This window comes from Parabacteroides massiliensis (assembly GCF_900155425.1).
Classification (GTDB): domain Bacteria; phylum Bacteroidota; class Bacteroidia; order Bacteroidales; family Tannerellaceae; genus Parabacteroides; species Parabacteroides massiliensis.
The window spans coordinates 250,857-276,305 of sequence record NZ_LT700191.1; the positions used below are offsets into that span (position 1 = coordinate 250,857).

At 46.3% G+C, this 25,449-nt stretch carries 20 protein-coding genes; 7 read left to right on the forward strand and 13 right to left on the reverse strand.

All coding sequences use genetic code 11. From position 1 onward, the window contains the following. Window positions 1–37: 37 nt before the first annotated feature. The 5 genes from BQ9893_RS12095 to BQ9893_RS12115 all read right to left on the reverse strand — a co-directional run bounded on the left by BQ9893_RS12095 (window position 38) and on the right by BQ9893_RS12115 (window position 6,754). Window positions 38–1,120 (reverse strand): FecR family protein, encoded by a 1,083-nt coding sequence (locus tag BQ9893_RS12095; RefSeq protein WP_075966271.1) that lies wholly within the window; start codon window positions 1,118–1,120, stop codon window positions 38–40. A 390-nt stretch (window positions 1,121–1,510) separates the two neighbouring features. Next, the gene (locus BQ9893_RS12100; RefSeq protein WP_075967355.1) at window positions 1,511–4,012 is read right to left on the reverse strand and encodes an outer membrane protein assembly factor BamB family protein; all 2,502 of its coding nucleotides are present in this window, start codon (window positions 4,010–4,012) and stop codon (window positions 1,511–1,513) included. Between the two features lie 62 nt (window positions 4,013–4,074). Beyond that, window positions 4,075–5,157: a FecR family protein gene (locus tag BQ9893_RS12105; RefSeq protein ID WP_075966272.1), complete on the reverse strand. Its 1,083-nt coding sequence runs from the start codon at window positions 5,155–5,157 to the stop codon at window positions 4,075–4,077. A gap of 59 nt (window positions 5,158–5,216) precedes the next feature. After that, window positions 5,217–5,771 carry an RNA polymerase sigma factor gene (locus BQ9893_RS12110; RefSeq protein WP_075966273.1) on the reverse strand — a complete coding sequence of 185 codons (555 nt, stop codon included), beginning with the start codon at window positions 5,769–5,771 and terminating at the stop codon, window positions 5,217–5,219. 269 nt (window positions 5,772–6,040) lie between these two features. Further along, window positions 6,041–6,754, reverse strand: coding sequence for a porin family protein (locus BQ9893_RS12115; protein ID WP_081415451.1), 714 nt, complete (start codon window positions 6,752–6,754; stop codon window positions 6,041–6,043). Between the two features lie 150 nt (window positions 6,755–6,904). Here BQ9893_RS12115 and BQ9893_RS12120 point away from each other — a divergent pair, with 150 nt between their 5' ends. The 4 genes from BQ9893_RS12120 to BQ9893_RS12135 all read left to right on the forward strand — a co-directional run bounded on the left by BQ9893_RS12120 (window position 6,905) and on the right by BQ9893_RS12135 (window position 14,044). Next, on the forward strand, window positions 6,905–8,104 hold the full coding sequence (locus BQ9893_RS12120) for a lipoprotein N-acyltransferase Lnb domain-containing protein (RefSeq protein ID WP_075966274.1): 1,200 nt from the start codon (window positions 6,905–6,907) through the stop codon (window positions 8,102–8,104). Beyond that, window positions 8,077–9,702 (forward strand): alkaline phosphatase family protein, encoded by a 1,626-nt coding sequence (locus BQ9893_RS12125; protein ID WP_075966275.1) that lies wholly within the window; start codon window positions 8,077–8,079, stop codon window positions 9,700–9,702. Before BQ9893_RS12120 ends, BQ9893_RS12125 begins: the two co-directional genes overlap by 28 nt. Window positions 9,703–9,808: 106 nt before the next feature. Then, window positions 9,809–13,162, forward strand: coding sequence for a preprotein translocase subunit SecA (gene secA, locus BQ9893_RS12130; protein WP_075966276.1), 3,354 nt, complete (start codon window positions 9,809–9,811; stop codon window positions 13,160–13,162). Between the two features lie 147 nt (window positions 13,163–13,309). Then, window positions 13,310–14,044, forward strand: a complete 735-nt coding sequence (locus BQ9893_RS12135) for a tetratricopeptide repeat protein (protein WP_075966277.1) — start codon at window positions 13,310–13,312, stop codon at window positions 14,042–14,044. Between the two features lie 116 nt (window positions 14,045–14,160). Here the strand turns inward: BQ9893_RS12135 and BQ9893_RS12140 are convergent, their stop codons facing one another. The 4 genes from BQ9893_RS12140 to BQ9893_RS12155 form a co-directional block, all read right to left on the reverse strand. Further along, window positions 14,161–14,979 (reverse strand): MBL fold metallo-hydrolase, encoded by an 819-nt coding sequence (locus BQ9893_RS12140; protein WP_075966278.1) that lies wholly within the window; start codon window positions 14,977–14,979, stop codon window positions 14,161–14,163. Between the two features lie 74 nt (window positions 14,980–15,053). Beyond that, window positions 15,054–16,355, reverse strand: a complete 1,302-nt coding sequence (locus BQ9893_RS12145; RefSeq protein ID WP_075966279.1) for a sensor histidine kinase — start codon at window positions 16,353–16,355, stop codon at window positions 15,054–15,056. 12 nt (window positions 16,356–16,367) lie between these two features. Further along, the gene (locus BQ9893_RS12150) at window positions 16,368–17,741 is read right to left on the reverse strand and encodes a sigma-54-dependent transcriptional regulator (protein WP_075966280.1); all 1,374 of its coding nucleotides are present in this window, start codon (window positions 17,739–17,741) and stop codon (window positions 16,368–16,370) included. 57 nt (window positions 17,742–17,798) lie between these two features. After that, on the reverse strand, window positions 17,799–19,280 hold the full coding sequence (locus BQ9893_RS12155) for a TolC family protein (RefSeq protein WP_075966281.1): 1,482 nt from the start codon (window positions 19,278–19,280) through the stop codon (window positions 17,799–17,801). A 165-nt stretch (window positions 19,281–19,445) separates the two neighbouring features. Between BQ9893_RS12155 and BQ9893_RS12160 the strand changes: the two genes are divergently transcribed. From BQ9893_RS12160 to BQ9893_RS12170, 3 genes are all read left to right on the forward strand, one after another. Then, entirely contained in the window at window positions 19,446–19,817 is a 372-nt protein-coding gene (locus tag BQ9893_RS12160; protein ID WP_075966282.1) for a diacylglycerol kinase family protein, read from the forward strand. Between the two features lie 96 nt (window positions 19,818–19,913). Then, window positions 19,914–20,123 carry a hypothetical protein gene (locus tag BQ9893_RS12165; protein ID WP_075966283.1) on the forward strand — a complete coding sequence of 70 codons (210 nt, stop codon included), beginning with the start codon at window positions 19,914–19,916 and terminating at the stop codon, window positions 20,121–20,123. Between the two features lie 24 nt (window positions 20,124–20,147). After that, window positions 20,148–20,705: a phosphatase PAP2 family protein gene (locus BQ9893_RS12170; RefSeq protein WP_075966284.1), complete on the forward strand. Its 558-nt coding sequence runs from the start codon at window positions 20,148–20,150 to the stop codon at window positions 20,703–20,705. A 75-nt stretch (window positions 20,706–20,780) separates the two neighbouring features. Here BQ9893_RS12170 and BQ9893_RS12175 read toward each other — a convergent pair whose 3' ends face one another. From BQ9893_RS12175 to BQ9893_RS12190, 4 genes are all read right to left on the reverse strand, one after another. Further along, a complete protein-coding gene (locus BQ9893_RS12175; RefSeq protein ID WP_075966285.1) occupies window positions 20,781–22,079 on the reverse strand; it encodes an FtsX-like permease family protein in 1,299 nt (432 codons plus the stop codon). Window positions 22,080–22,086: 7 nt separating this feature from the next. Then, window positions 22,087–23,388 (reverse strand): ABC transporter permease, encoded by a 1,302-nt coding sequence (locus tag BQ9893_RS12180; RefSeq protein WP_075966286.1) that lies wholly within the window; start codon window positions 23,386–23,388, stop codon window positions 22,087–22,089. A gap of 20 nt (window positions 23,389–23,408) precedes the next feature. Continuing rightward, window positions 23,409–24,074 carry an ABC transporter ATP-binding protein gene (locus BQ9893_RS12185; protein WP_075967357.1) on the reverse strand — a complete coding sequence of 222 codons (666 nt, stop codon included), beginning with the start codon at window positions 24,072–24,074 and terminating at the stop codon, window positions 23,409–23,411. 98 nt (window positions 24,075–24,172) lie between these two features. Further along, on the reverse strand, window positions 24,173–25,444 hold the full coding sequence (locus tag BQ9893_RS12190; protein ID WP_075966287.1) for an ABC transporter permease: 1,272 nt from the start codon (window positions 25,442–25,444) through the stop codon (window positions 24,173–24,175). Between the last annotated feature and the right edge of the window lie 5 nt (window positions 25,445–25,449).

The following is a 25,449-nucleotide window of genomic DNA, read 5'->3' on the forward strand; positions in this document are numbered from 1 at the left end:
TCGACTCCTTTTTTTAAAAAAGATTTCACATAGGCTTTTATTTTTTTGATATGATTATGTCTTTGTTTTCATTCATGGTATAAGTCAAATATAAAGACAGGCATAAGATATTGACCACATCTTCAGGTTTTTCCCTTAAATCCAATTTTCCCGAAACCGGAATGTTTTCTATTTGTTTATCACACACGATCCGGCGTCCGTAATGCCGAGACAATCTTTCAAAAACGTCTCCAGCCATCCTGCCATCCAATAGCATAATATTATCTTTCCAGCAGATATATTCGAATACATCCACATTTTTGATATACGATCCTTCATCGTTTATCGAAATCAATTGATTGGGAGACAGAATTGATTTTTTCTTATTCGTGGTTTCCACTTCTACCTTCCCATCCACCAAAACGACCGATGCGGTCGTATCTTCTTTATAAGCACAGATATTGAATTGCGTGCCCAACACTTTCACTTCGAATCCTTTCGTTTTGACGATAAAAGGGCGCGAAGGATCTTTCTTTACATCCAAATAGACTTCCCCTTCAACGATAATCTCACGTCTGTCATCTTTAAAAAGAGCAGGATAAATCACACGAGAACCTGCATTGACATACATTTTTGTTCCGTCCGAGAAAGTGATATCAACTTTCCGACCTTTGGGGACGATAATCTGGTTTATATCATTTATGCCAGCGTCCTTTTTATGTTCAGGGATTTCCTTTATGACCTGATCATCTAATTCCGGCTGTCCGTCTGTCCCGTATTTCACGGATGATTCATCTCTTAGTTGCATCCTGTTATTACGGGCAAACAGAATGACTTCGTCTACCGGCAAAGCCGGAACATCCTCCAACAAACTTAATGATACGGAAGATTCATCTCTACCGGATTGCCACAAACCAATCCCCATCGCCAATAAAACAGCAATCGATGCAGCCACTGCCGAAAAAGCATAGCAGATTCGTAACCTTTGCAAACGTTTACTTTCAAGCCGGTTCTCAACTTCTTTCCAAGACAAAAGTACATCTTTGCTGTCGACAGATTCAGCCTTATGCACTTTTTTCAGCAAATATCTTCCAGCCTGAAAAAAGGAATCCTTATCTTGTATATCCCGTTCTCTGCTCACTATTAACTTTTTTATTCTTATTACGGACAAAAAAGAGTTTGGTACTCACTTTTTCGGATTTTTTTTCAAAATATATTTTCTTCAATTCAAACAAGCCTCCAACCAACATTTTGTTCATGAATGAATATATGGATTTTTAATGCCTGCACAAGCAAAGAAAATAAGACGAGTCTTGTAGCAGAAGTTCTTAGGACTCCCACGCTTCAATATTACTCTTTTGTAGGGGCAGGGCTCTGCCCATCGGATTTCTATATAGGAAAGGTTGATTACATTGGGCGGAGTAGAACCCCGCCCCTACAGGAGATCATTTTCATATGCCACAAAATCTTCATTTGCGGTGCGTATCTGCCTAACAAGGAATTTATTTATTCCAACAATTGGCTACAGAACTCATTTTCCCTTCAAATCAAACGCATAAACAGAGCCTCCATAGTCGACAGCAAACAACCTATTGCCGGACACAGCCACGGATGCCAAAACAGGAGCACCCATTCTATGGCGCCATAAGAGCGCCCCGCTTTCTTTATCCAGACCATAAAGTACGCCATCTGCTCCTCCGGCAATCACCATGTTTCCGACCAGTACGGGACTCGCCTCGACCGTTGCGGACGGATTACGGAAATAAGGAGCCGTATAGATCATCGACTCACCTGTACGATACCGCCATTTCTCCGTCCAAGTCTCCCGATCCAGGGCGACAATACCTTCCGAGGCCGTCCCGAATATGAGTTCCTTATCTGTTACGAGCGGAGAAGAGGCGACATTCACGCTGAAAGGTAATTTCTTTTGCATCAATATCCGCCCGGTTTTCGTTTCCATCAGGAACAACGATTCGTCCGATGCAAGATAAAAGACATTTCCTTGCATGACTGCCGAAGAGGAACGATGCCGAATCCCGTTTTTCTCCATGCTCCATAACTTCTTACCGGTTGCTGCATCATTGCCGTATAATGCTCCCCAATGTGAGCTGCTGATCAGGACTCCGTTATCCAAAGACATGGTTGCGGTCGATCCTTGGTTTTGATTCCAGTCCTTATTCCGCCAAATTTCATTTCCGCTTTTCACATCGATCGCACAAAGTCCCTTTCCCGAACCGGCATAGACGATACCTTTTTCGACTACCAACCCTTCGATCAAAGAAGGCAGTACTTTTTCTATCGCTAATTTCTTCTCCCAAACCAACTTTCCGGACACTGCATCCAGCGCATAACAATTTCCATCAACATCTTGTGCTACAATCAATCCATCGGAAGCGACAATCGTATTCTTGATCGAATTGCGTACGGCATATTTCCAACGGACCTCGCCCGTGGAAGCATCCATGCAAGTCACCGAAGCCTGTCCTTTCCCGTTCTCGTCGACAGAAGCCACATAGACGTTTTCTTTATAAACGATCGGAGAAGACATATAAATATTAGACCCTACATTCCGTATCCATACCGGACGTAACGAATCCGGACAAACGTTTTCGCATATTCCGGAATGCCGGGAATTACCCAATAAGTTCGTCCAGTCCTGCTGCAAACGAAGAAGAGAAGAGGACGGGCGGTATGTGAACGAACGTTCTGCACAGGCGATCTCTCCGTTGCCGAACTCCGCCATAACCCGGACAGTCATAACCCGGCCGATCCGATCGGGAGTCATGGAAATTTCGGCAAACCAGGCAAAGTCGGTCTGTTGCTGCAACATTTTTCCCGTCAGGATATTCTTACCTTCCACCCGACATTCATACGTAACTTTTTTTACCGGTGACACGGTCGAATAGGCATTGACAGCCAACTGTACATTTCCCGATGGCGTGCAGGGTGCTTCCAAATTATCAATAGATGCGATCTGCAATGATTTGTCGATATAGGGATAACGCAATTCGGACGAAAAATCGCCATGTGCATTTACCTCCATCATACGGAAAGAAGCCGGCGAATGATCGATTCCTCCTCGGATAGGCGTTAAAGAACCGATGCTGTAAGCATGCTTATGTTTATGTACATGGCTGATATGCCAATGCCCGTATAACCAAGCTTTCAGATTATGTTTATCCAGATCGAGCCGTCTGCCTTCACCCATGTCGAAGACGAAAGAGTCGCCGGTCACAGGCAAGTCGTGCCCGAATACAATTATTGGTTTTCCTGCCGGTATTTGTGCAAGGTCGTTTTCCAGCCATTCGTAAACATCAGCCGGGCGATAAGAAGGCGGATAGTCGCCTCCCATCATCGGAGTCACGACATAATGGACGTTCCCGGCATCGAACGAATAATAGACCGGTCCGTAAAGCTGTTCGAACAGTTCTTCTCCATATTTTCCTTTTACCAGATCATGGTTCCCGATCGAATAAAAGACCGGGACATTCATATTGGCCGTATTCATCAAACGGATATGGTTTTTCAACCCGTTCTCGTAGCAGATATCCCCTCCGTGCATGATGAACGCTACTTCTTCATTGGCGGCATAATCACGAAGGTTCTGCACCCAGTCGGAATGTTCGTCATTCGATACGGAACCGTGTATTTCGGTGTCCGAGATATGTACGAACCGATGGCTTCCGTCTTTTCGGATATGAGCTTCATAAGGTACAACCCCGAAATCATACGTTTGTCCTTCCTCGCCGATCCGGCGATAATAAGCATTATCGGTCTTGAAACCGGAAGGAGTCGTAATAAAAATAAACCGTTCTTTCTCATGGCCGGGCAAATCGAACGACCCGTCGCGTGCTGTCCTGACGACATGCAATCCGTCCGAAACCATCACACCGGATAACGGTTTCTCTCCCTTATCGAAAATCCCGTTCTTGTTTTTATCAATAAATACATGCCCTGTATAAGAAGCCTCGGCAGAAAAAGCCACACACCCCAACAGGAGGAATGTTGCATAAATATTTGTTCGTGTTTTCATGTTATCTTCAGGATTTATAAAATTCACAATCATTCTTTCTGAAAAAAGAGTTCACATAAGCTTTATTTTTTCGAAATGATTATGTTTTTGTTTTCGTCTACTTTATAAACAAGATATAAAGACTGGCACAAAATATTGACCACGTCTTCCGGTTTTTCCCTTAGATCCAATTTTCCTGAGATCGGAATATCCTTGATATTATCGTCATACAGGATGCGACATCCGTAATGCCGGGACAACCGGTCGAACACCTCTCCTGCTATCCTGTTGTTCAACAACATCATATTGTCTTTCCAACAGATATATCCGAAAACATCCACCTCCTTTATATCCAAGCCTTTTTCTTGTATGGAAACCAATTGATTAGGTTTCAAGACCGTTTTTTCTCTATCGGTCGTCTCTACCTCCACTTTGCCTTCCACCAATACAACCGAGGCTGCTGCATCTTCTTTATAAGCGCATATATTGAACTGGGTTCCCAGCACTTTCACTTCGAATCCTTTCGTTTTGACGATAAAAGGACGTGAGGGGTCTTTTTTAACATCCAGATAGACTTCCCCTTCCACTATTATCTCACGCCGGTCTTTCCCGAACAGAGCCGGATAGATCACCCGCGAACCGGAATTGACATACATTTTCGTCCCGTCGGAGAAAGTGATATCAACTTTCCGTCCTTTAGGGACAACAATCTGGTTGACAACCTCTTCGTCTTTCTCTTTTTCTTGTCCGGAAATTGTTTTCACAACCTGGCCTTCCACCTCCGGCTTGCCATCCTCACCGTATCTTACGGAAGACTCGTCTTTCAATTGCATCCGGTCGTTGCGGGCAAACAGGACTACTTCATCGTCCGGCAACACCGGAATTTCCTGTTCTAACATACTTACGGATACAGCCGGCTCCTCTGCGGTTTTCCACAGGCTCATTCCGATAGCCAACAGAATCGCTGCAGAAGCAGCGACAGCCGAAAGCACGTATCGGATCCGCAATTTATGCGAAGGTTTGCTTGCCAGCTTTTTCTCTACTTCCTCCCAAGACAAAAGAACTTCGGCACGGTCGGTTGATTCCGCCTCATGCACTTTTTCCAGCAATTTCTGCCCTGCCCGGAAAAACGACTCTTTGTCTTTTATGTCTTGTTCTCTATTCACGATTCACGTTTTTATTCTTATTACGGGTAAAAAAGATTCCGGTACTCACTTTTTCAGCACTATTTTGAAAAAAATCCTTTCTTCTCAAGATAAACTTTCTTCAGTTTTGACAAACTTCTGAATAACAAATTCTTACTGGACTGATAATTTATTTCTAATATCTCGGCTATATCTTCGTGCTTCAGCTCGTTCACATAATAAAGGTAGATGATTTCTTGTTGATGAGGAGATAATTCGGAAAAAGCATGCATGAGAAGTTTAGCGTGAAAATCCGATTCATCCCCGTCTGCAAAGACATCATCGGCGACAAACTTGTCCGCATAGTCGTCAAGGACATCCGAATCTCTTTCCTTCTCGAGCGTATCGAATATTTTGTTTCGCAACGTCTTTATCAAATATCCTTTGAGATTCAGCGTCGGAGAAAGGGTCGAATGATTCTGGATGATCTTTATGAATATATCCTGTATGCAATCTTTTACCAGTTCTTCATCAGATACCAATTTCAGACCATAATGATAAAGCAAGGAATAAAAACGACAATACATTTCTTTAAATGCTTGCCTGTCTCCTTTCAAACATAACAGCCATAGATTTTCTTCTGATATCTCATGCATAGCGGATAATTGTGAGATTTTTTCTGTGTTGCAAAATTAACCCTATTTATCAAACGAGAAAAAGAAAACGATATTAATTTCATATTAAAAACCGCTTGTTTGAGAAACCGAGCATCCAGTATGATTAATCAAAATGTCACCACTACCCCGGCAAAATCGGATTAGTAGGGCATATTTGGGGAATTAGTAGCAAGGGTAATATTTTTTAACACTACAAAGTGTTGCGTTTTACCCTCATAATGATGATAAAATGACATTTGACAGCAGCCCTAAAATTTATATCCGATCGTAACAAAAGCTGATATGTTTTTTGCAGCAAAGTCGTCCAGACCCGTAAATTCCGCAACTTCTTTGAGTTTGTCATTTACATTGATCAAACCCAACTGGCTTTCCAAACCTAAAATGATATTCCGATTCTCATAAGTTATACTCAAACCTACCCCTGCATCAAAACGCTTATTCCCCATTTTTCCATCGTCTATATGGCCAAATGTACCCAACTTATACTCATCCTCCACTGTCTCGAAACCGACTATCGTCGGTATCTTTTTTTCAACGACAACAGAGGTTTTTCCGCCTATGCCATAAGCCACATAAGGCCCTGCCGAGAGAAGCAATCCTGAGTTTTTCGTAAAATTCAAACAAGCCGCAACCATAATCGGAAGTTCCAGATAAAGTTCATTCATTGATGCTTTGCCAATACCAGCCTCCTCTTCCTTATAACCCTTCGAAACAAAATTCAAAGAAGGCTGCAAAGACCAAACCTTATTAAAAGCATAATCCATTCCAGCTCCGGCTTTATAGGCAAATTTGGCCTTTCCTTCCGTATTCTTTCCCCAGAAACTGGCGATTCCAACTCCTGCTTTTGCTTGGAAAGAAACGGGCGATTGGGCCTGTACCTCCTTTCCTAACGCCATCATCACTACACATACACTAAAAACGGCAAACTTTGTTCCCTTCAAAAACAGATTGTTCATATTCATATTCCTCTCTTCTTTTTTATAAAGAACGTGAATCAAGAAGAAATATTATTTGCCCATTCCTGTACATTTTCCTCCGATCTGTCGTATATTTGTAGCTCAACGAGCCGTTTGCCGACAATTGTCGACTGGCTAATAACAACTTTCGGTTTTATGAAAAAAAATATATTCCTGCTCTTTCTACTCTTCACAGCGGCCTCGCTTCAGGCGCAATTCCCGCAGCTCAGCAAAGATGCCGAGATCAGTCTATTGACTGTTTCGCCATCGGAAGACGAAGTGTACACGGTCTACGGACATACAGCTTTGCGGGTAAGAGATGCGTCGAAAAAACTCGATACCGTATTTAATTACGGGATATTCGACTTCTCGAAACCGAACTTCATCTACCGGTTTGCAAAAGGAGAAACCGATTACAGGCTCGCAGCGCAATATACACGCGACTTTCTGATCGAATATGAGATGCGGGGAAGCGAAGTCACCGAACAAATCCTGGATATCGATTCCGCAGGAAAAGCACGGATATGGGAAGCCTTGATGATCAATAACCTACCGGAAAACCGCGTATACCGCTATAATTTCTTTTTCGACAATTGTGCGACACGTCCCGCTGCCATTATCGAAAAGCTGGCAGGAGGGGAAATAGATTATAACGCACCATTCAAGCAGCAGACGTTCCGCGATCTTATCAATTATTGTACGCGCAACAAACCTTGGCTTACGTTCGGATGCGACCTGGCACTGGGCAGCCCGACCGACCGGATCGCGACTTCCCATGAAATGATGTTCCTACCGCCCTACCTGAAAGAAGCGTTCGGTACGGCAACCATTACCGGTGCAGACGGTTCCCGAAAGGAATTGGTAAGTTCAACCCAAACATTGATAAACGGGCTCACCGATGAAGTAAAACCGGACACGGGTTTCTTTACGCCGCTTGTTTGCTGCTGGAGCTTTTTCCTCATCATACTGGCTGTCACATTCGTTGAATGGCGACGCAAATCCTATTTCAGGATTGTTGATTGCATCTTGTTTTTCACAGCAGGAATAGCAGGAGTCGTACTGTTTTTCCTGAGCTTCGTTTCGACACATCCATGCGTTTGCCCGAACTGGAATATCATTTGGTTGCAACCTTTTGACTTGGTAGCTGTTATTTTGTTTACAGTAAAAAAGTTAAGAAAGGCCGCATATTATTATCATTTTATTAACTTTGCGGCGCTTATGCTGATGTTGGCTGGTTGGCATTTCATTCCGCAGCATTTAAACACAGCATTTATCCCGTTGGTAATGAGCCTTTGGCTACGTTCGGGATATGGCGTTTACAGAAAAATATGGAACATCGGGTACGGAAAATACTAACATCGCTCATCGCTATTCTGGCAGCAACCAATCTGGAGGCTCAACAAAGCACGCCCAAATTGGTCGTATGTATCACTGTCGACCAGTTGCGGGGCGATTATATAGAATATTTTTACAACACATTCGGCGAGCGCGGTTTCAAGCGGTTGATGAATGAAGGATTGGTGTATAACAACATCCGGTTCGAATTCTCAGACATCGACGAAGCCAGTGCCTTTGCCACCCTGTTCACCGGAAGCAACCCGAATTTCAGCGGGATATCAGGAAAGAATATCTACGATTTTGACAAGGAAAAGGAAGTTTCGGTCTTATATGACCCGGACTATCTCGGAAACTATACGAAAGAGCATTATTCTCCTCGGAAACTGATCAGCTCCACGATCGGAGACGAACTGAAAATCGCTTCCAAAGGCAGAAGCGATGTATATGCCATAGCCCCCAACCCCGAAAGTGCGATCCTTTCTGCCGGACATGCGGCAAACGGCGCTTTCTGGATGGACGATTACAACGGCAAATGGGCGACAACGACTTTCTACAAAGGGCTTCCCTGGTATGTGGACCGCTACAACAACGGCCCGGAATCCTTGTCGGCACGTTTGGAGCAGATGGCTTGGACGCCGTCCCTGTCACCGGACAAGTTCAACGCATTCCCGTACATTTTGGATGAAATCCCATTCAAATACACATTCAAGGAAAATACGAACGAGTGTTTCTTCAATCTGAAAACCTCGCCTTTCATCAATAAGGAAATCAACCGTCTGGCGCTTCAGTTCCTCGAATATGGGGCTTTCGGTACGCGTTCTTGCCCGGATATGCTTGCCATTACTTATTATGCAGGCAATTATCGCGGCAACATGCATAAGGAATATACCCGCGAGATACAAGACACCTATTATCAGCTGGATAAGGACCTGGAACAGTTGTTGGACAAGATAGACAAGAAAGTCGGGCTGAACAACACGTTGATCGTATTTACCGGTTCGGGATATTACAAGAGCGAAGAAGAATATCCAGACGGCATGCAGTTGACGAATGGCGAATTCCACCCGAAACGCTGTGTCGCCCTGCTCAATATGTATCTGATGGCTATCTACGGCCAGCACACAAATTGGGTAAAAGGATTCTATAACAACCAGATCTATCTGAACCGCAAAGCGATAGAAGACGCAAAGCTGGACTTGACTGCCATACAGGAAAAGGCTGCCGAATTTCTGCGCGAATTCAGCGGCGTACAGTTCGTTGCGACCGAGAACGTCCTGCGTACGGGCAACTGGAACGAAAAAACATCCAAATACTTGCACGGTACGCATCTTTCGAGCCGTGGCGACCTGATCATCGAGTTGCAGCCCGGATGGACCATCAACAACGACGATCCGAAAGCGAAAGTAAAAGTAATACGAAATAATGCAGTTATAACCCCGCTGGTGTTTATGGGCAACGGTATCAAGCCGGAACATATCTACCGCGAAGTAAAAGCCACAGAGGTAGCCCCTACGGTAACCCATGTGTTGAGGATCAGACCACCTAATGCCTCCATCAGCCTGCCGTTGAGGGAATTGACAATGGACAATGGACGATTGGCAATTCCATCTAAATAGACTTCCATTGATATATAATTAAAACAAAATAAAATTAGTAACCATCCAGTTGATAGAGTCAATTGCATCGTCAATTGTCTATTGTCAATTGTCAATTTAATAAGTTATGGGATTTAATGAATTTATGACGAAGCTGTTCGGCAATAAGTCGCAGCGTGACCTGAAAGAAATCACCCCGTATGTGGATAAGATCAAGGCCGTATATCCGTCAATCCAAAAGCTCTCGAACGACGAGCTTCGTGCAAAAACCGATGAAATCAAACAGCGTATCCAGGATTATGTAGCCGATGAACGTGCCAAAGTGGAAGAACTGCGTAAAGGCATCGACAACAAGGAACTGGAAGAACGCGAAGCTATCTGGGCCGAAGTAGACAAGATCGAAAAGAATATTACGGACAAGATGGAAGTGGTGCTGGAAGAATCCCTCCCCGAAGCATTTGCCATCATGAAAGATACGGCCCGCCGTTTTTCTGAAAACGAAACGATCGTTGTAACGGCAAACGACTTTGACCGTAACCTGGCTACCAAATACGACTTTGTGGAAATCGACGGCGACAAAGCTCTCTACCACAACCATTGGATTGCAGGCGGTAACGAAATCACGTGGGATATGGTCCACTACGACGTACAGTTGTTCGGTGGTGTCGTACTGCACAAAGGCAAGATTGCCGAAATGGCGACCGGTGAAGGTAAAACATTGGTAGCGACCCTGCCGGTATTCCTGAACGCGTTGACACGTAACGGCGTGCATGTGGTAACCGTGAACGACTACCTGTCAAAACGTGACTCGGAATGGATGGGGCCGTTGTATATGTTCCACGGATTGTCAGTAGACTGTATCGACAAGCACCAGCCAAACTCCGATGCCCGCCGTGCAGCCTACAATGCCGACATCACATTCGGTACGAACAACGAATTCGGTTTCGACTACCTGCGCGACAACATGGCGATCAGCCCGAACGACTTGGTACAGCGCAAACACAACTATGCCATTGTCGATGAGGTCGACTCCGTATTGATCGACGATGCCCGTACACCGTTGATCATTTCCGGCCCGATCCCCCGCGGTGAAGAACAACTGTTCGAACAATTCCGTCCGAATGTAGAAGTCGTAGTTAACGCACAGAAAGACCTTTGCTCCAAATTGCTGATCGAAGCCAAGAAAAAAATGGCAAGCAGCGATCCTAAAGAAGTGGAAGAAGGTTCTATCCAGTTGTACCGTTCTTTCAAGGGATATCCGCGCAACAAGGCGTTGATCAAATTCTTGAGTGAACAAGGTGTAAAAGCCCAGATGTTGAAGACGGAAGAATACTTCATGTCCGAAAACATGCGCCACATGCACGAGGCTACAGATGAGCTGTACTTCGTGATCGACGAAAAGAATAACAGTATCGAATTGACAGATAAAGGTATCGACCTGCTGACCGGCAAGACCGACGACCCGACATTCTTCGTATTGCCGGATATCACCTCCCAGCTTTCCGAACTGGAACATATCCAGAACGAAGAAGAAAAGCAGGCCAAGAAAGACGAATTGCTGGCCAACTATTCCGTCAAGAGCGAACGCGTACATACAATCAACCAGTTGCTGAAGGCTTACACCTTGTTTGAGAAAGACGACGAATATGTTGTGATGGACAACAAGGTCATGATCGTCGACGAACAGACGGGCCGTATCATGGACGGACGCCGCTATTCCGACGGTCTGCACCAGGCCATCGAAGCCAAAGAACGTGTGAAAGTGGAAGCCGCCACACAGACATTCGCGACAATCACCCTGCAAAACTACTTCCGTATGTATCACAAGCTGGCCGGTATGACCGGTACGGCTGAAACGGAAGCCGGCGAATTCTGGGATATCTACAAACTGGATGTTGTCGTAATCCCGACAAACCGCCCGATCGCACGTAACGACATGAACGACCGTATCTACAAGACAAAGCGCGAAAAATATAACGCCGTAATCGAAGAGATCGTCCGATTGACCGAAGCCGGACGCCCGGTACTGGTCGGTACGACATCCGTCGAAATCTCCGAATTGTTGAGTCGTATGCTTACCATGCGTAAGATCAAACATAATGTCTTGAACGCGAAGTTGCACCAGAAAGAAGCCGAAATCGTGGCGACTGCCGGTCAAAGCAGTACGGTGACGATCGCCACCAACATGGCCGGTCGTGGTACCGACATCAAGCTGTCGCAGGAAGTGAAAGCAGCCGGCGGTTTGGCCATCATCGGTACGGAACGTCACGAAAGCCGCCGTGTAGACCGCCAGTTGCGTGGTCGTGCCGGACGTCAGGGCGACCCGGGTTCTTCCGTATTCTTCGTCTCTTTGGAAGACGATTTGATGCGTCTGTTCGCATCCGAGAAGATCGCCGGACTGATGGATAAATTGGGATTCAAGGAAGGCGAAGTTCTGGAACACAGCATGCTTAGCAAATCCGTTGAACGCGCCCAAAAGAAGGTGGAAGAAAACAACTTCGGTATTCGTAAGCGTCTGTTGGAATACGACGATGTGATGAACTCACAACGTAACGTAATCTATACCCGCCGTCGCCACGCCCTGATGGGAGAACGTATCGGCCTGGACGTACTGAATACGATCTATGACACTTCCGTTGCAATTGTCGACCAACATGCCGATGGCGACTACGAAGGTTTCAAGCTCGAATTGTTCAAGACTTTCGCAATGGAATGTCCGTTCACGGAAGAAGAATTCAAAAACAGCAAAGCCGACAAGTTGGCCGATAAGTTGTTCGAAGAAGCGCTGCAACTGTTCAAACGCCGTATGGAACGTATGACTCAGGTTGCCAACCCAGTTATCAAACAGGTTTACGAACATCAGGGTGCGATGTATGAAAACATCATGATCCCTATTACAGACGGCAAACGCATGTATAACGTCTCCTGTAACCTGAAAGAAGCCTACGAAACGGAAAGCAAAGCCATCACGAAAGCTTTCCAGAAATCGATCGTCTTGCACACTATCGACGAAGCCTGGAAAGAACATTTGCGTGAAATGGACGAACTGCGCCACTCGGTACAGAACGCCAGCTACGAAAACAAAGATCCTTTGTTGATCTATAAGCTGGAATCTTATAACCTGTTCAAGAACATGGTAGATATGATGAACCGTAAGACAGCAGCCGTCCTGATGCGCGGCCAGATCCCGGTTCGTGAAGAGCCGACCGAAGAAGAAAAACAGGCTATGGCTGCTCGTCAGGCTGCTATGGAAGAGGCTGCCCGCCAACGTATCGCTATCCAGAGAGCAGAAGCCGAACGCCGCCAGGACATGAGCCGTTATCAGACACAGAAAACGGATCCCTCCGGCAATAATGCGATCGATACACGCGAACAGCAACGCCAGGAACCGGTTCGCGCCGAAAAACGCGTAGGCCGCAACGATCCCTGCCCTTGTGGAAGCGGTAAGAAATACAAGAACTGCCACGGACAAGGTTTATAATCCTGCCCTGTAACAATAAAGCGAAGGCGGCCCTAAAAAGGTCGCCTTTGTTTTATTTATAAATCCAAAAAAATATAAAATTCTTTTGTCTATTACATTACACTTACTACCTTAGTGGAACTAATTTAAATATTACATTTAATCACCATGAAAAAAATTATCTTATTACTGGCTTTTTGCCTGAGTGTAGGCAATTTATTCGCACAAGATGCGAATGCAGACAAACTGCGTGAAGAAGGAGACGCAGCCATGACTGCAAAAAACTATCCCGAAGTTGTAGCAAAGTACAGCGAATACCTGAAACTTACGAACTATGAAGATGAAAGCCGTATCTTTAACTGTGCATTTGCAGCTTACAATGCTAAAAAGTATGACGATGCTATCAAGTTCTACGACATGGCTATTCAAAAAGGCTATAAAGCGGACGATGCTTATGTAGGGAAAGCGATGTCTTTGCGCAGCCAGGACAAAGCAGCCGATTTTACTGCTACAGTTGAAGCCGGTCTGAAAGCAAATGCTCAGAACGCAAACCTTGAAAAACTTTTGTATGCTTATTGCATGAAAAAAGGACAGGCTGCCCAGAAAGCAGGCAAGACAGAAGAAGCGGAAGAGCTGTTTAAAGACGTTTTAGTCGTAAGCAACGCCCAATATAAAGGTAACGCTCTGTACAGCCTCGGCGTCATGTTCTACAATGCCGGCGCAAAAATCCTGGCTGATGCCAACCCGATTGCGACATCCGATCCTGACAAATACGCTGCAGAAAAGAAAAAAGCAGATGCCCAGATGGCAAAAGCGAAGGGTTACCTGGAACAAGCTCTCGCTCTGGATGCAACAAATGCCAATGCGAAAAAAATTCTGGATGCTGTCAACGCAACGAAATAAGCAAGCGATATAACTTGGTAAAAGAGGTTTGAATGTATGGAACCCCATTCAGCCCAAAATTTTTCAGGCACGGATCTCACGATGTGTAATCCGTGCCTGAATTATGTCTAAACCATTCAAATGCTAATCTTTTCCAAATCGTCCGGTACATAAACGGTTCCGGAGAATGCCTGTGCAGCTTCGCGCATATAAGATTGCTTGCGAGTGTCCAAGTTCCGGTCTTCGGTGTGGTATAAGACCAGATTCTTCACTCCCAATTCCGCAGCCAATCTTCCGGCGTCCAATGCCGTACTGTGGTGCTTCTTATAGGGCTGGAAAACCTCCCGATCCTCATACAGGCAAAAGGCCTCACATAAAAGCCAATCCGCACCTTCCACATAAGAGCGGTTTATCGCGTTATAAGGCTCATCTCCGAGGCATACAAGAGACTGTCCGTCGGGGAGTTGCGTACGAAATCCGAACTGCTTTTCCTTGGTGGATGCGATATCGAAGCATTGCAGGCATAAACCTCCGGCTTCAAATGTTTCTCCATCCTTCACCTCGCAAAACTCGACCGTGTTTCCGATCAATGCGACGATCTTTGCGGGCAACAATTTCCGACAGATCCAATCCAACACTTCTAACACTTTGTCATGCCCATACACTCGGAAAGTACCCGTATATTGTCCGGACAACATTTTCTGCATAACGATACGGACAATCCAGACAGCCCCCAATATATGGTCGGTATGAGCATGCGTCACAAACATGTCGTGTATCTCGCTTATAGCAATTCCAGCTTTCTCCAACTGTCCCAATATGCCGTTGCCACCTCCGGCATCGACCAATAGGATGTTTTTTCCGGTCTTGATGGTAAAACAGGTATTATAGCATCTCGTAACGGTTGCATTACCTGTTCCGAGCATAGTCAGTTCGGTAATCACATTTTCAGTCATAAATATTCGGTTTATATAATTACAGTTACTCATTTTCATTCCATCCGGTCAAACCAATATTCTCCTTCCGATACCTATTCGAACAGGATCCTGAACCGTGTCAGCCCGTCCGCATACGTCCTGAGCGAGAAGGAACAGTTGTGTTTTTGGAGCACTTCGCGGATAAATATCAAGCCGATGCCCTGACCGCCGCGTTTGGTGGAAAAGAAAGGACTGAACAACTTGGCCTCCGTCTCCTTGTCAATACCTTTGCCGGTATCGGCGATTTCCAGGCAGGCCGGATTACGGGAGGTACGGATGTAGATCACGCCATCGTGACCGATCGATTCGGATGCATTCTTGATGATGTTGACCAAAACCTGTTCGAAGAGCGAATTATCCAAATTGACAACCGGTGAAACAGGATCCAGTTCCATCACGATCCGGATATTCCGGTCCAGGCAGACCGTCTCCATAAAACGCTTGCATGAAAAGACGACCGCATTCAGCGGCTGTCTCTTAGTTTGCGGCTCCGGTATGCGAACCACATCGGCAAAATTCGTAATAAAATGGCTCATACTGTAGCAACGCTCTATCGAAACGCGCAAGACCTCACAAATATCTTCCGTGTCCTGCATCTCGCTGAAAGTCGCTTCAAGCGTGTCCAAGGTGGAAGTAATGCCGGCAGTCGTGTTGTTCACCTCATGGGCGATCATACGGATCACCTTCTCATACGCTTTCTTTTCGGCCTTAAAGACTTCCTGCGTCAACATCTCCACCAAATAGAACGAATGATGAAAACCACGATCCACAAACGACGAGTGCGTACATTTATATATATTGGCATCGTTCAGGCGGACTGTCTGCGAATCGTATAAAGGAATCGATTCCAACTCCGTCGCCAAAGGCAAATCCAGTTCCGCCAGGCGCTTACCCACGATATCCGCCGGAGAATGAATTCCCAGCATCCTATGAGCCGCCGGGTTGACGGAAAGAATTTCCCTGTCGAGGCTCAATATAATCACTCCCATCGGCGAAGCGTTGATCAGCAAATCCAGGAAATGGTTCTGTTCCCGCAGATGCAGCCGTTCGTTCTTCAACTGCTCCATCATCTTGTTGAAAATATCGACAATACGGTCCGCCTCCTTCTGCCCCACACGGCTCAGACGGGAACTGAAATCCTGCTCCTTCAACAGTTCCATACCATTCCCTATGATATTAAGAGGCTTGATGATACGGTTATAGAACACAAACAAATAGATAATCGTCAAGATCACGATTCCTTCCACGAAAAAGAACATGAAAGACGATTCCGTATAAAAAGCATGATAAGTAATGATCACCAATACGGACAGCAACAAGAAAGTCAATATCCAAAACAATCCTCTTATTCTCATCTGTCCAACAATTTATTTGTCTACAGGGATATCATACTTCTCAAGACGACGGTACAAGGCAGCCCGGCTGATGCCGAGTGCCGTGGCGACGTGCGAAAGATTACCGGCATGCGTCTTCAACGCTTGAAGAATCGTTTGCCTTTCCAGTTCGTCCAATGTCAGCCCTTCAAGCGAAGGAGCTGCTTCAGCCTTTGCCAACAATGTCGTATGGAGGCACTGGGCCTCGAAGTCGGAAGCATCCAAGACGGCCTTGCCCGACACCAGCATCGTCCGTTCCACCAAATTCTTCAATTCACGGATATTACCCGGATAAGGCAGCTTTTGCAGGAAAGCCAAAGCTTCAGACGAAAAGCGGACAGCAGGCAAGCCATTCATTTCCGACTGTTTGTCGGCAAAATAGCGTGCCAACAAAGGAATGTCGTCTTTACGTTCGCGAAGCGCAGGCAGGTGGATGGTTATCAGGTTGATGCGGTAAAACAAATCTTCCCGAAACGTGCGCCCGGCCACCATCTCGCGCAAATTGCAATTTGTCGCGCTGACCACACGGACATCGACCTTGCGAGGACGGCTGTCGCCCAGCACTTCGAAGGTCTGGTCTTGCAGAACACGTAACAACTTCACCTGGCAGGACAGTTCCAGATCGCCGATCTCGTCGAGGAAGATAGTTCCTTTGTTCGCCATCTCGAAACGTCCGGTACGGTCGATGTAAGCATCGGTAAACGCACCTTTCTTATGTCCGAACATCTCGCTCTCGAAAAGACTTTGTGAAAGCCCGCCGAGGTTGACTTTCACAAACGGTTCCTTCGCACGCGGGCTGTTCGTATGGATAGCTTCGGCAATCAGCTCTTTCCCTGTTCCGCTCTCACCGGTTATCAGGACGGAGGCATTGGTCGGAGCGATCCGGGAAACTGTTCCCAACACATCCATCAGCGGGGCGCTTTGGCCTATGATCTTGTCAAAATGAAATTTATTGTCGGCCTCCAATCGGTTCAAAGGCCTTTCCTGTTCTTTTTTCTGCTCGTTCAACTCAATTGCCGTGCGGATGGATTTCAGCAGTACGAGATTGTTCCAAGGTTTGGTCACAAAATCGAAAGCACCTGCCTGCATTCCTTGCACGGCAAGCGAAATGGATCCCCATGCCGTCATCAGTATAACCGGGACATCGGGTTGGAATATCTTCACCTGCTTCAACAGTTGTATGCCTTCTTCACCGATGGTAGTCAGCGTAAAGTTCATATCCATCAGGATAAGTTGCGGTGCCATCCGGCGTACGACAACCAACGCTTCTTCCGGTCCCGGAACTGCTTCCGGTTCGAACCCGGCCCGTTTCAACAGGAAGGTCAGCGAAGAGCGGACGGCTGCATCATCGTCTATTATCAGGATCATTGATTTATGATTTCAAATTTATGATTTATGATTTGCAAATTTATGGAATTAAATCAATCATTGCCTTACGATCTTCTCAAATTCCGCATCGAGAGTCTGGCCGCTGATGAAATCATAAAGAGTGACACTGCGTATATTGTAATAATAATTCCAATAGTCGTACAGCTCCTGGATATGTTTCTGTTTGGCTTCATCCTTCGATTGTTGCGCGTCGTTCAGGTCCAGGATATTGATCTTGCCGATCATGAATGTCTCGATCGAAGTCTTGTAACGTTTCTCAGCAATCACATCGGCTTCTTGTGCAATCTCCAATTGGGCGGCCTGATTGTTGAAGTTTTCTACCAACAAGAAAATATCTTGATTAAAACTGATCTCCTCCTGACGGATCTTGGATAAAGTCACATCGCGGTTGGATTCGGCAACTTTCACTTTTCCCCGCCGCTTGCCCCAGTCGAGAATCGGGATCGTCATACCGACTTCAACCACCTGGTTCCCCTTCAGCCGGTTATAGGCGGCATCGAACGTATGATCCTTTCCTGTATAACCGATCGTAGCGAAAAGGTTGATACTGCGACGGTTTCCTTTGGCTGTCGCCACCTCATAGTCGGCTTCCAACTGGCGGCGACGAATGTTCTTGGCAAACGAATTGTTTTCCTGTGCTTTCTGCAAGACAACCTCATAGATCATCCGCAAGGAGGGTACGGATTCCGGCAGGACCGGTTCGATCACCTCCTGTTCGCTCAACCCCAAAAAAGCACGGAGCCGGAACATGTTGGCATTGAGGCCGGACTGCGCCTCGGTCAGTTTCCCTTTCATTTGCAAGGCAGACAGTTTCAGCTGCATCAGTTCATTTTCGGAGATATGGCCGATCTTACGCTTGGCAACAGCTATCTCATACAGTTTATCGGCATTTTCGAGATTCTGCCTGGCGATCACCAAATTCTCATTCGCCAACAGGAGGTTGAAGAAATAGCCGATCGTGTTGATCGTCACATTTTCTACACTCTCGATATAAGCAGCTTTCGCTTCCTGGTAGCGGACAGGCTCGATACGTCTTTTCCATTTCAGGTCGTTCACTCCGAAAATCGGCTGCGTAAGCGTCAACCCGATAGGCACGCTCATATATTCGTTGAACGCGCCCTGCCCCAACTGCCGGTTGAAATCGAGGGATGAATTCAACGATATCTTACCACCGGTCAAGGCGATGTTCTGGTCAATCGAAATCTCTCCGTTCAGACCGAGCGAGTTATTCCTGACGAAGGTATACGAGCCGTCGGACTGCTGGTATTTGGTATACTGCTTGCTGTAAGAGGGGAGCGTCCCCTTGAAATTGATCTCCGGTAACTGGTCGGCGATGTGCGTACGGTATTCCCAGTAAGCAGTCTTCAGTTCATTCAAGGCCACCGCAGCATCCACCGATTGCATTTGTGCCAGGTTGATCGCTTCCTTGAGGGTCAGCCTGACGGTATCTTGTTCCTGCGCCAGCAATCCGGCCTCTGACAGCAGAAGAGAAATGATGGCTATATATATCTTTTTCATCGTAATAAATGTTTTGCCCTTCTGTTGGCAAAAGCCATGCCAAAAAGATATACAACTGATTCTCTGCAACATGCCTCAAACCATAGTGTCCGAAAATGAACAGTGTGTCCGTTTTTGAAGTATTATCCGTATCTTTGTCCCATTCTCTCAAAAACAATAAACAAGATGAAAAACAGCGGTTTCACTTTTCGTAAACGACTGGCAAGTTTCCGGTATGCTTTTAATGGTATCCGTTTATTGATACAAAATGAGCATAATGCGTGGATACATTGTTTTACGGCTATTTGCGTGATTATAGCCGGTTCTTTTTTCGGTTTATCCAAGACAGAATGGATCGCAATCACAATCGTAATAGGAGCCGTATTATCGGCCGAAGCTGTCAATTCTTCTATTGAATCATTGGCTGATTTGGTCTCACCCGAATACAACGAAGCGATAAAAAAGACGAAAGACCTTGCGGCCGGTTCTGTTTTAATTATGGCGATAGCAGCAGCCATAGTAGGATTGATTATTTTTCTTCCTAAACTGGGATTTTGAACGACTATTTAAAAGAATAATCTTTTATTTCATTGTTTTCCAATTCTCTTTGTTTATATTTGTGCCATCATTAATTAAACATTAAAACAGAAGATTATGGCACGCACAGTAAATTATCCAAAAAGAGCAGAGAAAATCAAAGAAATGATCGATGATTTAGTAAAAGAAATGGGCTATTCACCACGTATTCCCGCTCAGAAAAACAAACTTAGACTCATCGATATTGACTTTGATAATGTTGACGTTGTAACCCTAATGCAGGTGCAAGCACGCATCAGCCGCCTTATTCTCGAAAAAAGCAAATAACGTAAAAACAGGGCATATCTATAAATGAAACGAATTCTCACCCTGATTTTCATGTTTTTCATTTGTTTATCAGGAAAAACACAGGAAGTTGAGATTAGCGGAAGCCGCAAGGCTGTCCGTACATCAGGAGATGTTTTGGCGCTCGTAACACCTGTAGCGAGCCTGACCACCGTGTTGGTGTTGCAAGACTGGCAAGGACTGAAGCAGGGCGCTTTAGCAGGCGTTTCTACTATAGGTATGACATACGCTCTGAAATATCTGATCAAGAAAGAGCGTCCGGACGGTAGCGACAAACATTCGTTTCCATCCATGCATACCTCGGTATCGTTTACAGGAGCAGCGTTTATCCAACGCCGCTATGGCTGGAAATGGGGAATTCCGGCCTATGCGATTGCTTCCTATGTAGGATGGAGCCGGACATACGCCAAGAGACACGACTGGTGGGACGTAGCGGCGGGAGCTGCTCTCGGAGCCGGAAGCGCTTACATTTTTACCCGTCCGTTTGCCGCGAAGCAGAATTTGTCTATCTGTCCCGTTGCAAGCGATAAACATTTCGGCATATATGCTTCCATGACATTTTAGACAAATTAAGCCCAGCTTCGCAATCCCTGCAAAGCCGGGCTTTCAATAAAAAACAAATAGTGCTATTATCGATCTCTATTCATAATGCAAAGCATCTGCCGGCTCCATCTTGGCTGCTTTATCGGCCGGAAGCCAGATAGCCGCCACAATCGCAATCGCCAGCAATACCCAGGTTAAACAATTGGTCAGGATAAAACGCAGAACCACATGGTCGGGCAGATAAGTGACAAGCTGGTTATTCTGCTTTCCTATTGTTTCTATCAATCCTGCGTATATGAGTTGTATTTCAATCAGCATACCCGGCAAAGAGGCGATCGCCAGTAAGCAAAGCCCTTCCAAAATCAGCAACTTCCGTATGCCGGTACGCGTCGATCCCATTGCCATACGCAAACCGATCTCGTCACGCCTCATCCGGATACGATACCAAAAAGTACCCATCACGCAAAGCATGATATTGATTAAGAAGAATAACAGAAATGCGGTACGGATCCGTACGTTGTTCGTCTGTCCGAATTCGAAATCCGTATCTTTATTGATCTGGTTATACGATTTGACTCCTTTCAGATAAAAATTCCCGACGCGCAACTCACGGCTCATGGTCTGCTTGAAATCCTGCAAAAATTGCTTGTCCGGTATGGATTCACGGCTGCGGACAGCTATCTCCATTTCTTCCGTTATATTATCGGCCGTCGCACGCCATGCTCTGTAGAATGTAAGCTGGGGACGTTCATAATCGAAACGTTTGATATCACCGACCACACCTTTCACAACGAAATTCCATTCGTCCGGCTTCTCCGGACTCTCCAGAATCTGTCCGATTGCATCGCCGTCCGGAAAGAAAGTCTCTTTAGCCATATTGCCGATGATGACGGACTTCGGATCAGCCCAGTCGAAATCATCCACCGAGACAGGTTTGCCTTCTTTTGTCGTATAACGGAAGACTTTGAAGAAATCGGTACGCGGATCAAACAGGATGGCCTGGCCGTGCCCACTGCGTGTCGTATCTTTCCGACTGCGAAACCAATCGCCATAGTAGCCGCCGCCACCCGGGGTGCTCCAATTACTCAATACGGCCAGCGCCTCCACTCCCTTATAGCCGCGGATGCGGTCCAACAAACGGTAGCAGTTGTCTTCCAAAGCTGTCGAATCGCTCTCGCCCGGCTGGTATTCCGAATGCTCCGGCGGAAGCAAGGCCACTTCGACCTGCCAAGTATGATCCATATCGCGGCAAGAGTGCAAACTCTTATTGTACTCCAAAACAAAGAAATAATCCACAATGTACCAAAGCAAACAAAAGACCAGCAACAATTCCACGCCGATCCAGATATTTGCCCGCTTGCGGTTCCATAACTGCTTAAATATATGTTTCAACATAAGGCTTCTATTTAGCGTTCAACGAATAGATAATCTGGCGATGCGAGGCTCTCCAAGCCGGAATCAAGGCTGATAGCAGGTTCAGCAGGAAGCAGACAAACAATGTTATGCCGAACACCTGATAGTTCACCAGCATGGAAGGGCTGAAAACAACGTCCGCTCCTTCCGGCAACACATCGACAAAGGTTGCATCCAACTGCATAATCCAGCTACGGGAGAGATAGAGCAGCAGATAGGACAACAATAACCCGAATACACCACCTAACACCGTAAACAGGAAATTCTCCGAAATGACCTGCACCATCAATGTCGTGACCGGCGCACCGAAAGCACGCCTCACTCCCATCTCAGCCAACCGCCGTTCCATACGGGAATCGGTCATGCCGGACAGACTGACGGCAGGGACCAGCAAGAGGATCAACAAGACCAATCCGTATTGTAAAACCAACTTTCCATATTCGGGCCTGCTATTACTCCAAAAACGAAAAATAGACTGCCAGTAATAATCCGGTTGCCCCAGAGCCGTAAAAGTCTTGTCGTGCAACGTTTTTCCATAACGTTCTACGGCCGCTTCCGCCTCTTTCTTCAAATCAGCCAAGTTCTTATCCTTCGATGCGAGGATATAGGCACTGAACTCGCCCAAGGCTTCAGTATTGTAAAAACTACTGTTCGGTTGATAACCATCGGCGAGCGTATAGGGAAGCCAAATCAAGGAATAGGTTTCACGAGTCACCAACGAGGCGTCTTTCACGATGCCGCATACCCGGTAACTCCGAAAATTCAGGGATATATACTTACCGACAGCTTCATCTTTGCCGAACAGGCGACGCGAGAGGCTTTCGGCAATCACTGCCGTCCGGATGGCCGACTGTTGGTCGGCATCCGTAAAAGGTTTTCCGTCTATGAAACGAAACGGGAACACTTTCCAAAAGTCCGTATTTACATACTTGACTGTCACCGGCAACTGAACCGGATCTCCTTCCGGTTGCAACAGAAACTCTCCATCCTTTCTACTTATCAAGGCAATAGCCTCTACTCCGTCTAAAGAAGCAAAACAGGTATTGATCATTCCCTCGGAAAGGGAACTGCTGGAATTCCTGCCGTTTTCGAAGCTTACCATTCCGCTTTTGGCCACCAGGATTCTGTCACGGTTCGTTTCCGGGTAGATGTTTGCGACCTTCATATAGAAGACGATCGACAAAACCATCACCATCGACACGGACAATCCCGTACCGACAATATAAATCAAGCTGAAGAGGCGTTCTTGCCGGATCAGGTTCCAGGCCTGTTTGAAATAAACTTTTAACATGTCTATTCTGTTATGATTTATTACATTACCTGCCGCCCGTCGAAGAAACGTACCGTACGGCTTGTCTGTTTTGCCTGTTCCTCGTTGTGGGTTACCATGACAATGGTGCGACCGTCTTCCTTGTTCAGTTTGTGGAGCAAATCCATGACTTCGGCTCCCATCTTGGAATCCAGGTTACCGGTCGGCTCATCGGCAAGGATGATGTCGGGGTTGCCGACAATGGCACGGGCAATGGCGACACGCTGGCACTGACCGCCTGAAAGCTGTGTCGGGAAGTGGCGCATACGATGCGAAAGACCGACCTTTTCGAGTACGGCTTCGGCAGCAACACGACGTTCTTTGGCACTGACCTTGCGGTAGAGAAGAGGTAGTTCAACATTATCGAGTACATTCAGTGAATTAATCAAATGAAAAGACTGGAAGACGAAACCCAACTTTTGATTACGAAACATCGCCAGTTGCTTGTCGTTCATATTGGCAGTGTAGGTTCCGGCAATTTCGACCGTACCGGATGTCGGGGCATCCAAAAGCCCAATGATATTTAGCAATGTAGATTTGCCACAACCGGAAGGGCCCATGATACTCAGGAATTCTCCCTTATCGACTGTCAGGTTCACGTTTTCCAAGGCGACCGTTTCGATTTCTTTCGTCCGGTAGATCTTTTCAAGATTTGTAAGTGTAATCATAATCATTATCGTTTGTTGTGGGTAGGATCGAGGCTACCCGTTGTTATTATATTCTTTAATATATACATTCCTATTGGTAATCAGTACGCTTTTGTGCATCACTCATAATGCAACGCCTCCGCCGGAGCCAACCGAACCGCCTTGCGCACCGGGAACCAGACCCCGATGCAGATCATGGCGCCCATCAGAAGATAGGTGAAGCCGAAGGTCGCAAGGAAACGTACAAATGTGAGGGGTTGACGGTAGGAATCGAGTTGGTCCATATAAACCATATTAAAGGCGAAGAAGAACAGCCAAGGCAATGTCAAGGCAAGCAAACAAAGCCCTTCGGCATACATATAGCGCTCCAACGTGATACGGTGGGCCCCCAAAGCCATCCGAAGGCCGATCTCTCCTTTACGGTTTTGCATGCGAAGCCAGAAAGTGCCGATGATACCGAAAAAGACATTTATCAGCATAAAACTCATCAGGGATATCCTGTTTTTTGCCATCCGCGCCTTCCAGCCCAATTGTTGTTCGCGGAATGAGGAGATCGGGGTTACGCCATAGACATAGAGGTTGTTGACCTTCAGCCTCTCCCCCATTCCGTCCAGAAACAGGTTCATCTCGTTCTGCGTGTAAGGACGTTTCATCCTGACACAGAACTCGGCGTTACTGGCTCCAAAATCACTGACGGTCGAATTGTAAGTTTCACCTTCCATACATTGGAAATAGGAGGCTTCCGGCCGATCATATTCACTCGTGCGGATGGAAGTGGAAACCGCTGCGATCTCGGACGACAACTCATTATTGCTATGATACACGCGGCGGCCGACTACATTCGAAGTGCCATGATAGAATCCTTCCGCCATCTCCGGCGTGACCACGATCACATTGTGTCGCCCTGCAACTTTGTCGTACACCGATTCTCCGTCGATCGTCCGGATACGAAAGAGGCGGAAATATTCCGGTGTGACATTGCGCATCTGGAATGCCTCCATATGGGCCGCATAAATTGTATCACCGTCCACAGGTTTGACTTCCCGCCAGGAATTGCCATTCGAATAGGGACAGGAATAGTACGTGACACAAACATCATCCACCTCCGGATTCTGGCGGATCTGAGTCATCAATTGTGTCAGGTCTTCCGGATCGGACGAATGGTAGAGAGAATCGGGGACGTAGCCCGGTGCCTTCACATCCAGATTGCTCAACTTAAAACGCCATACGTTCTCGATATCAAAACCAAGTGGGGCATGATATGTGCGATAATCCACCCAAAATGCATCTATCATCATCCAGAGCACCGCTGCCACCACTAACAACTCTGCAAATATCCAGCCGTTGCTACGACGCTGGTTCCACATTATCTTCAGTATATGTTTGATCATTGTAT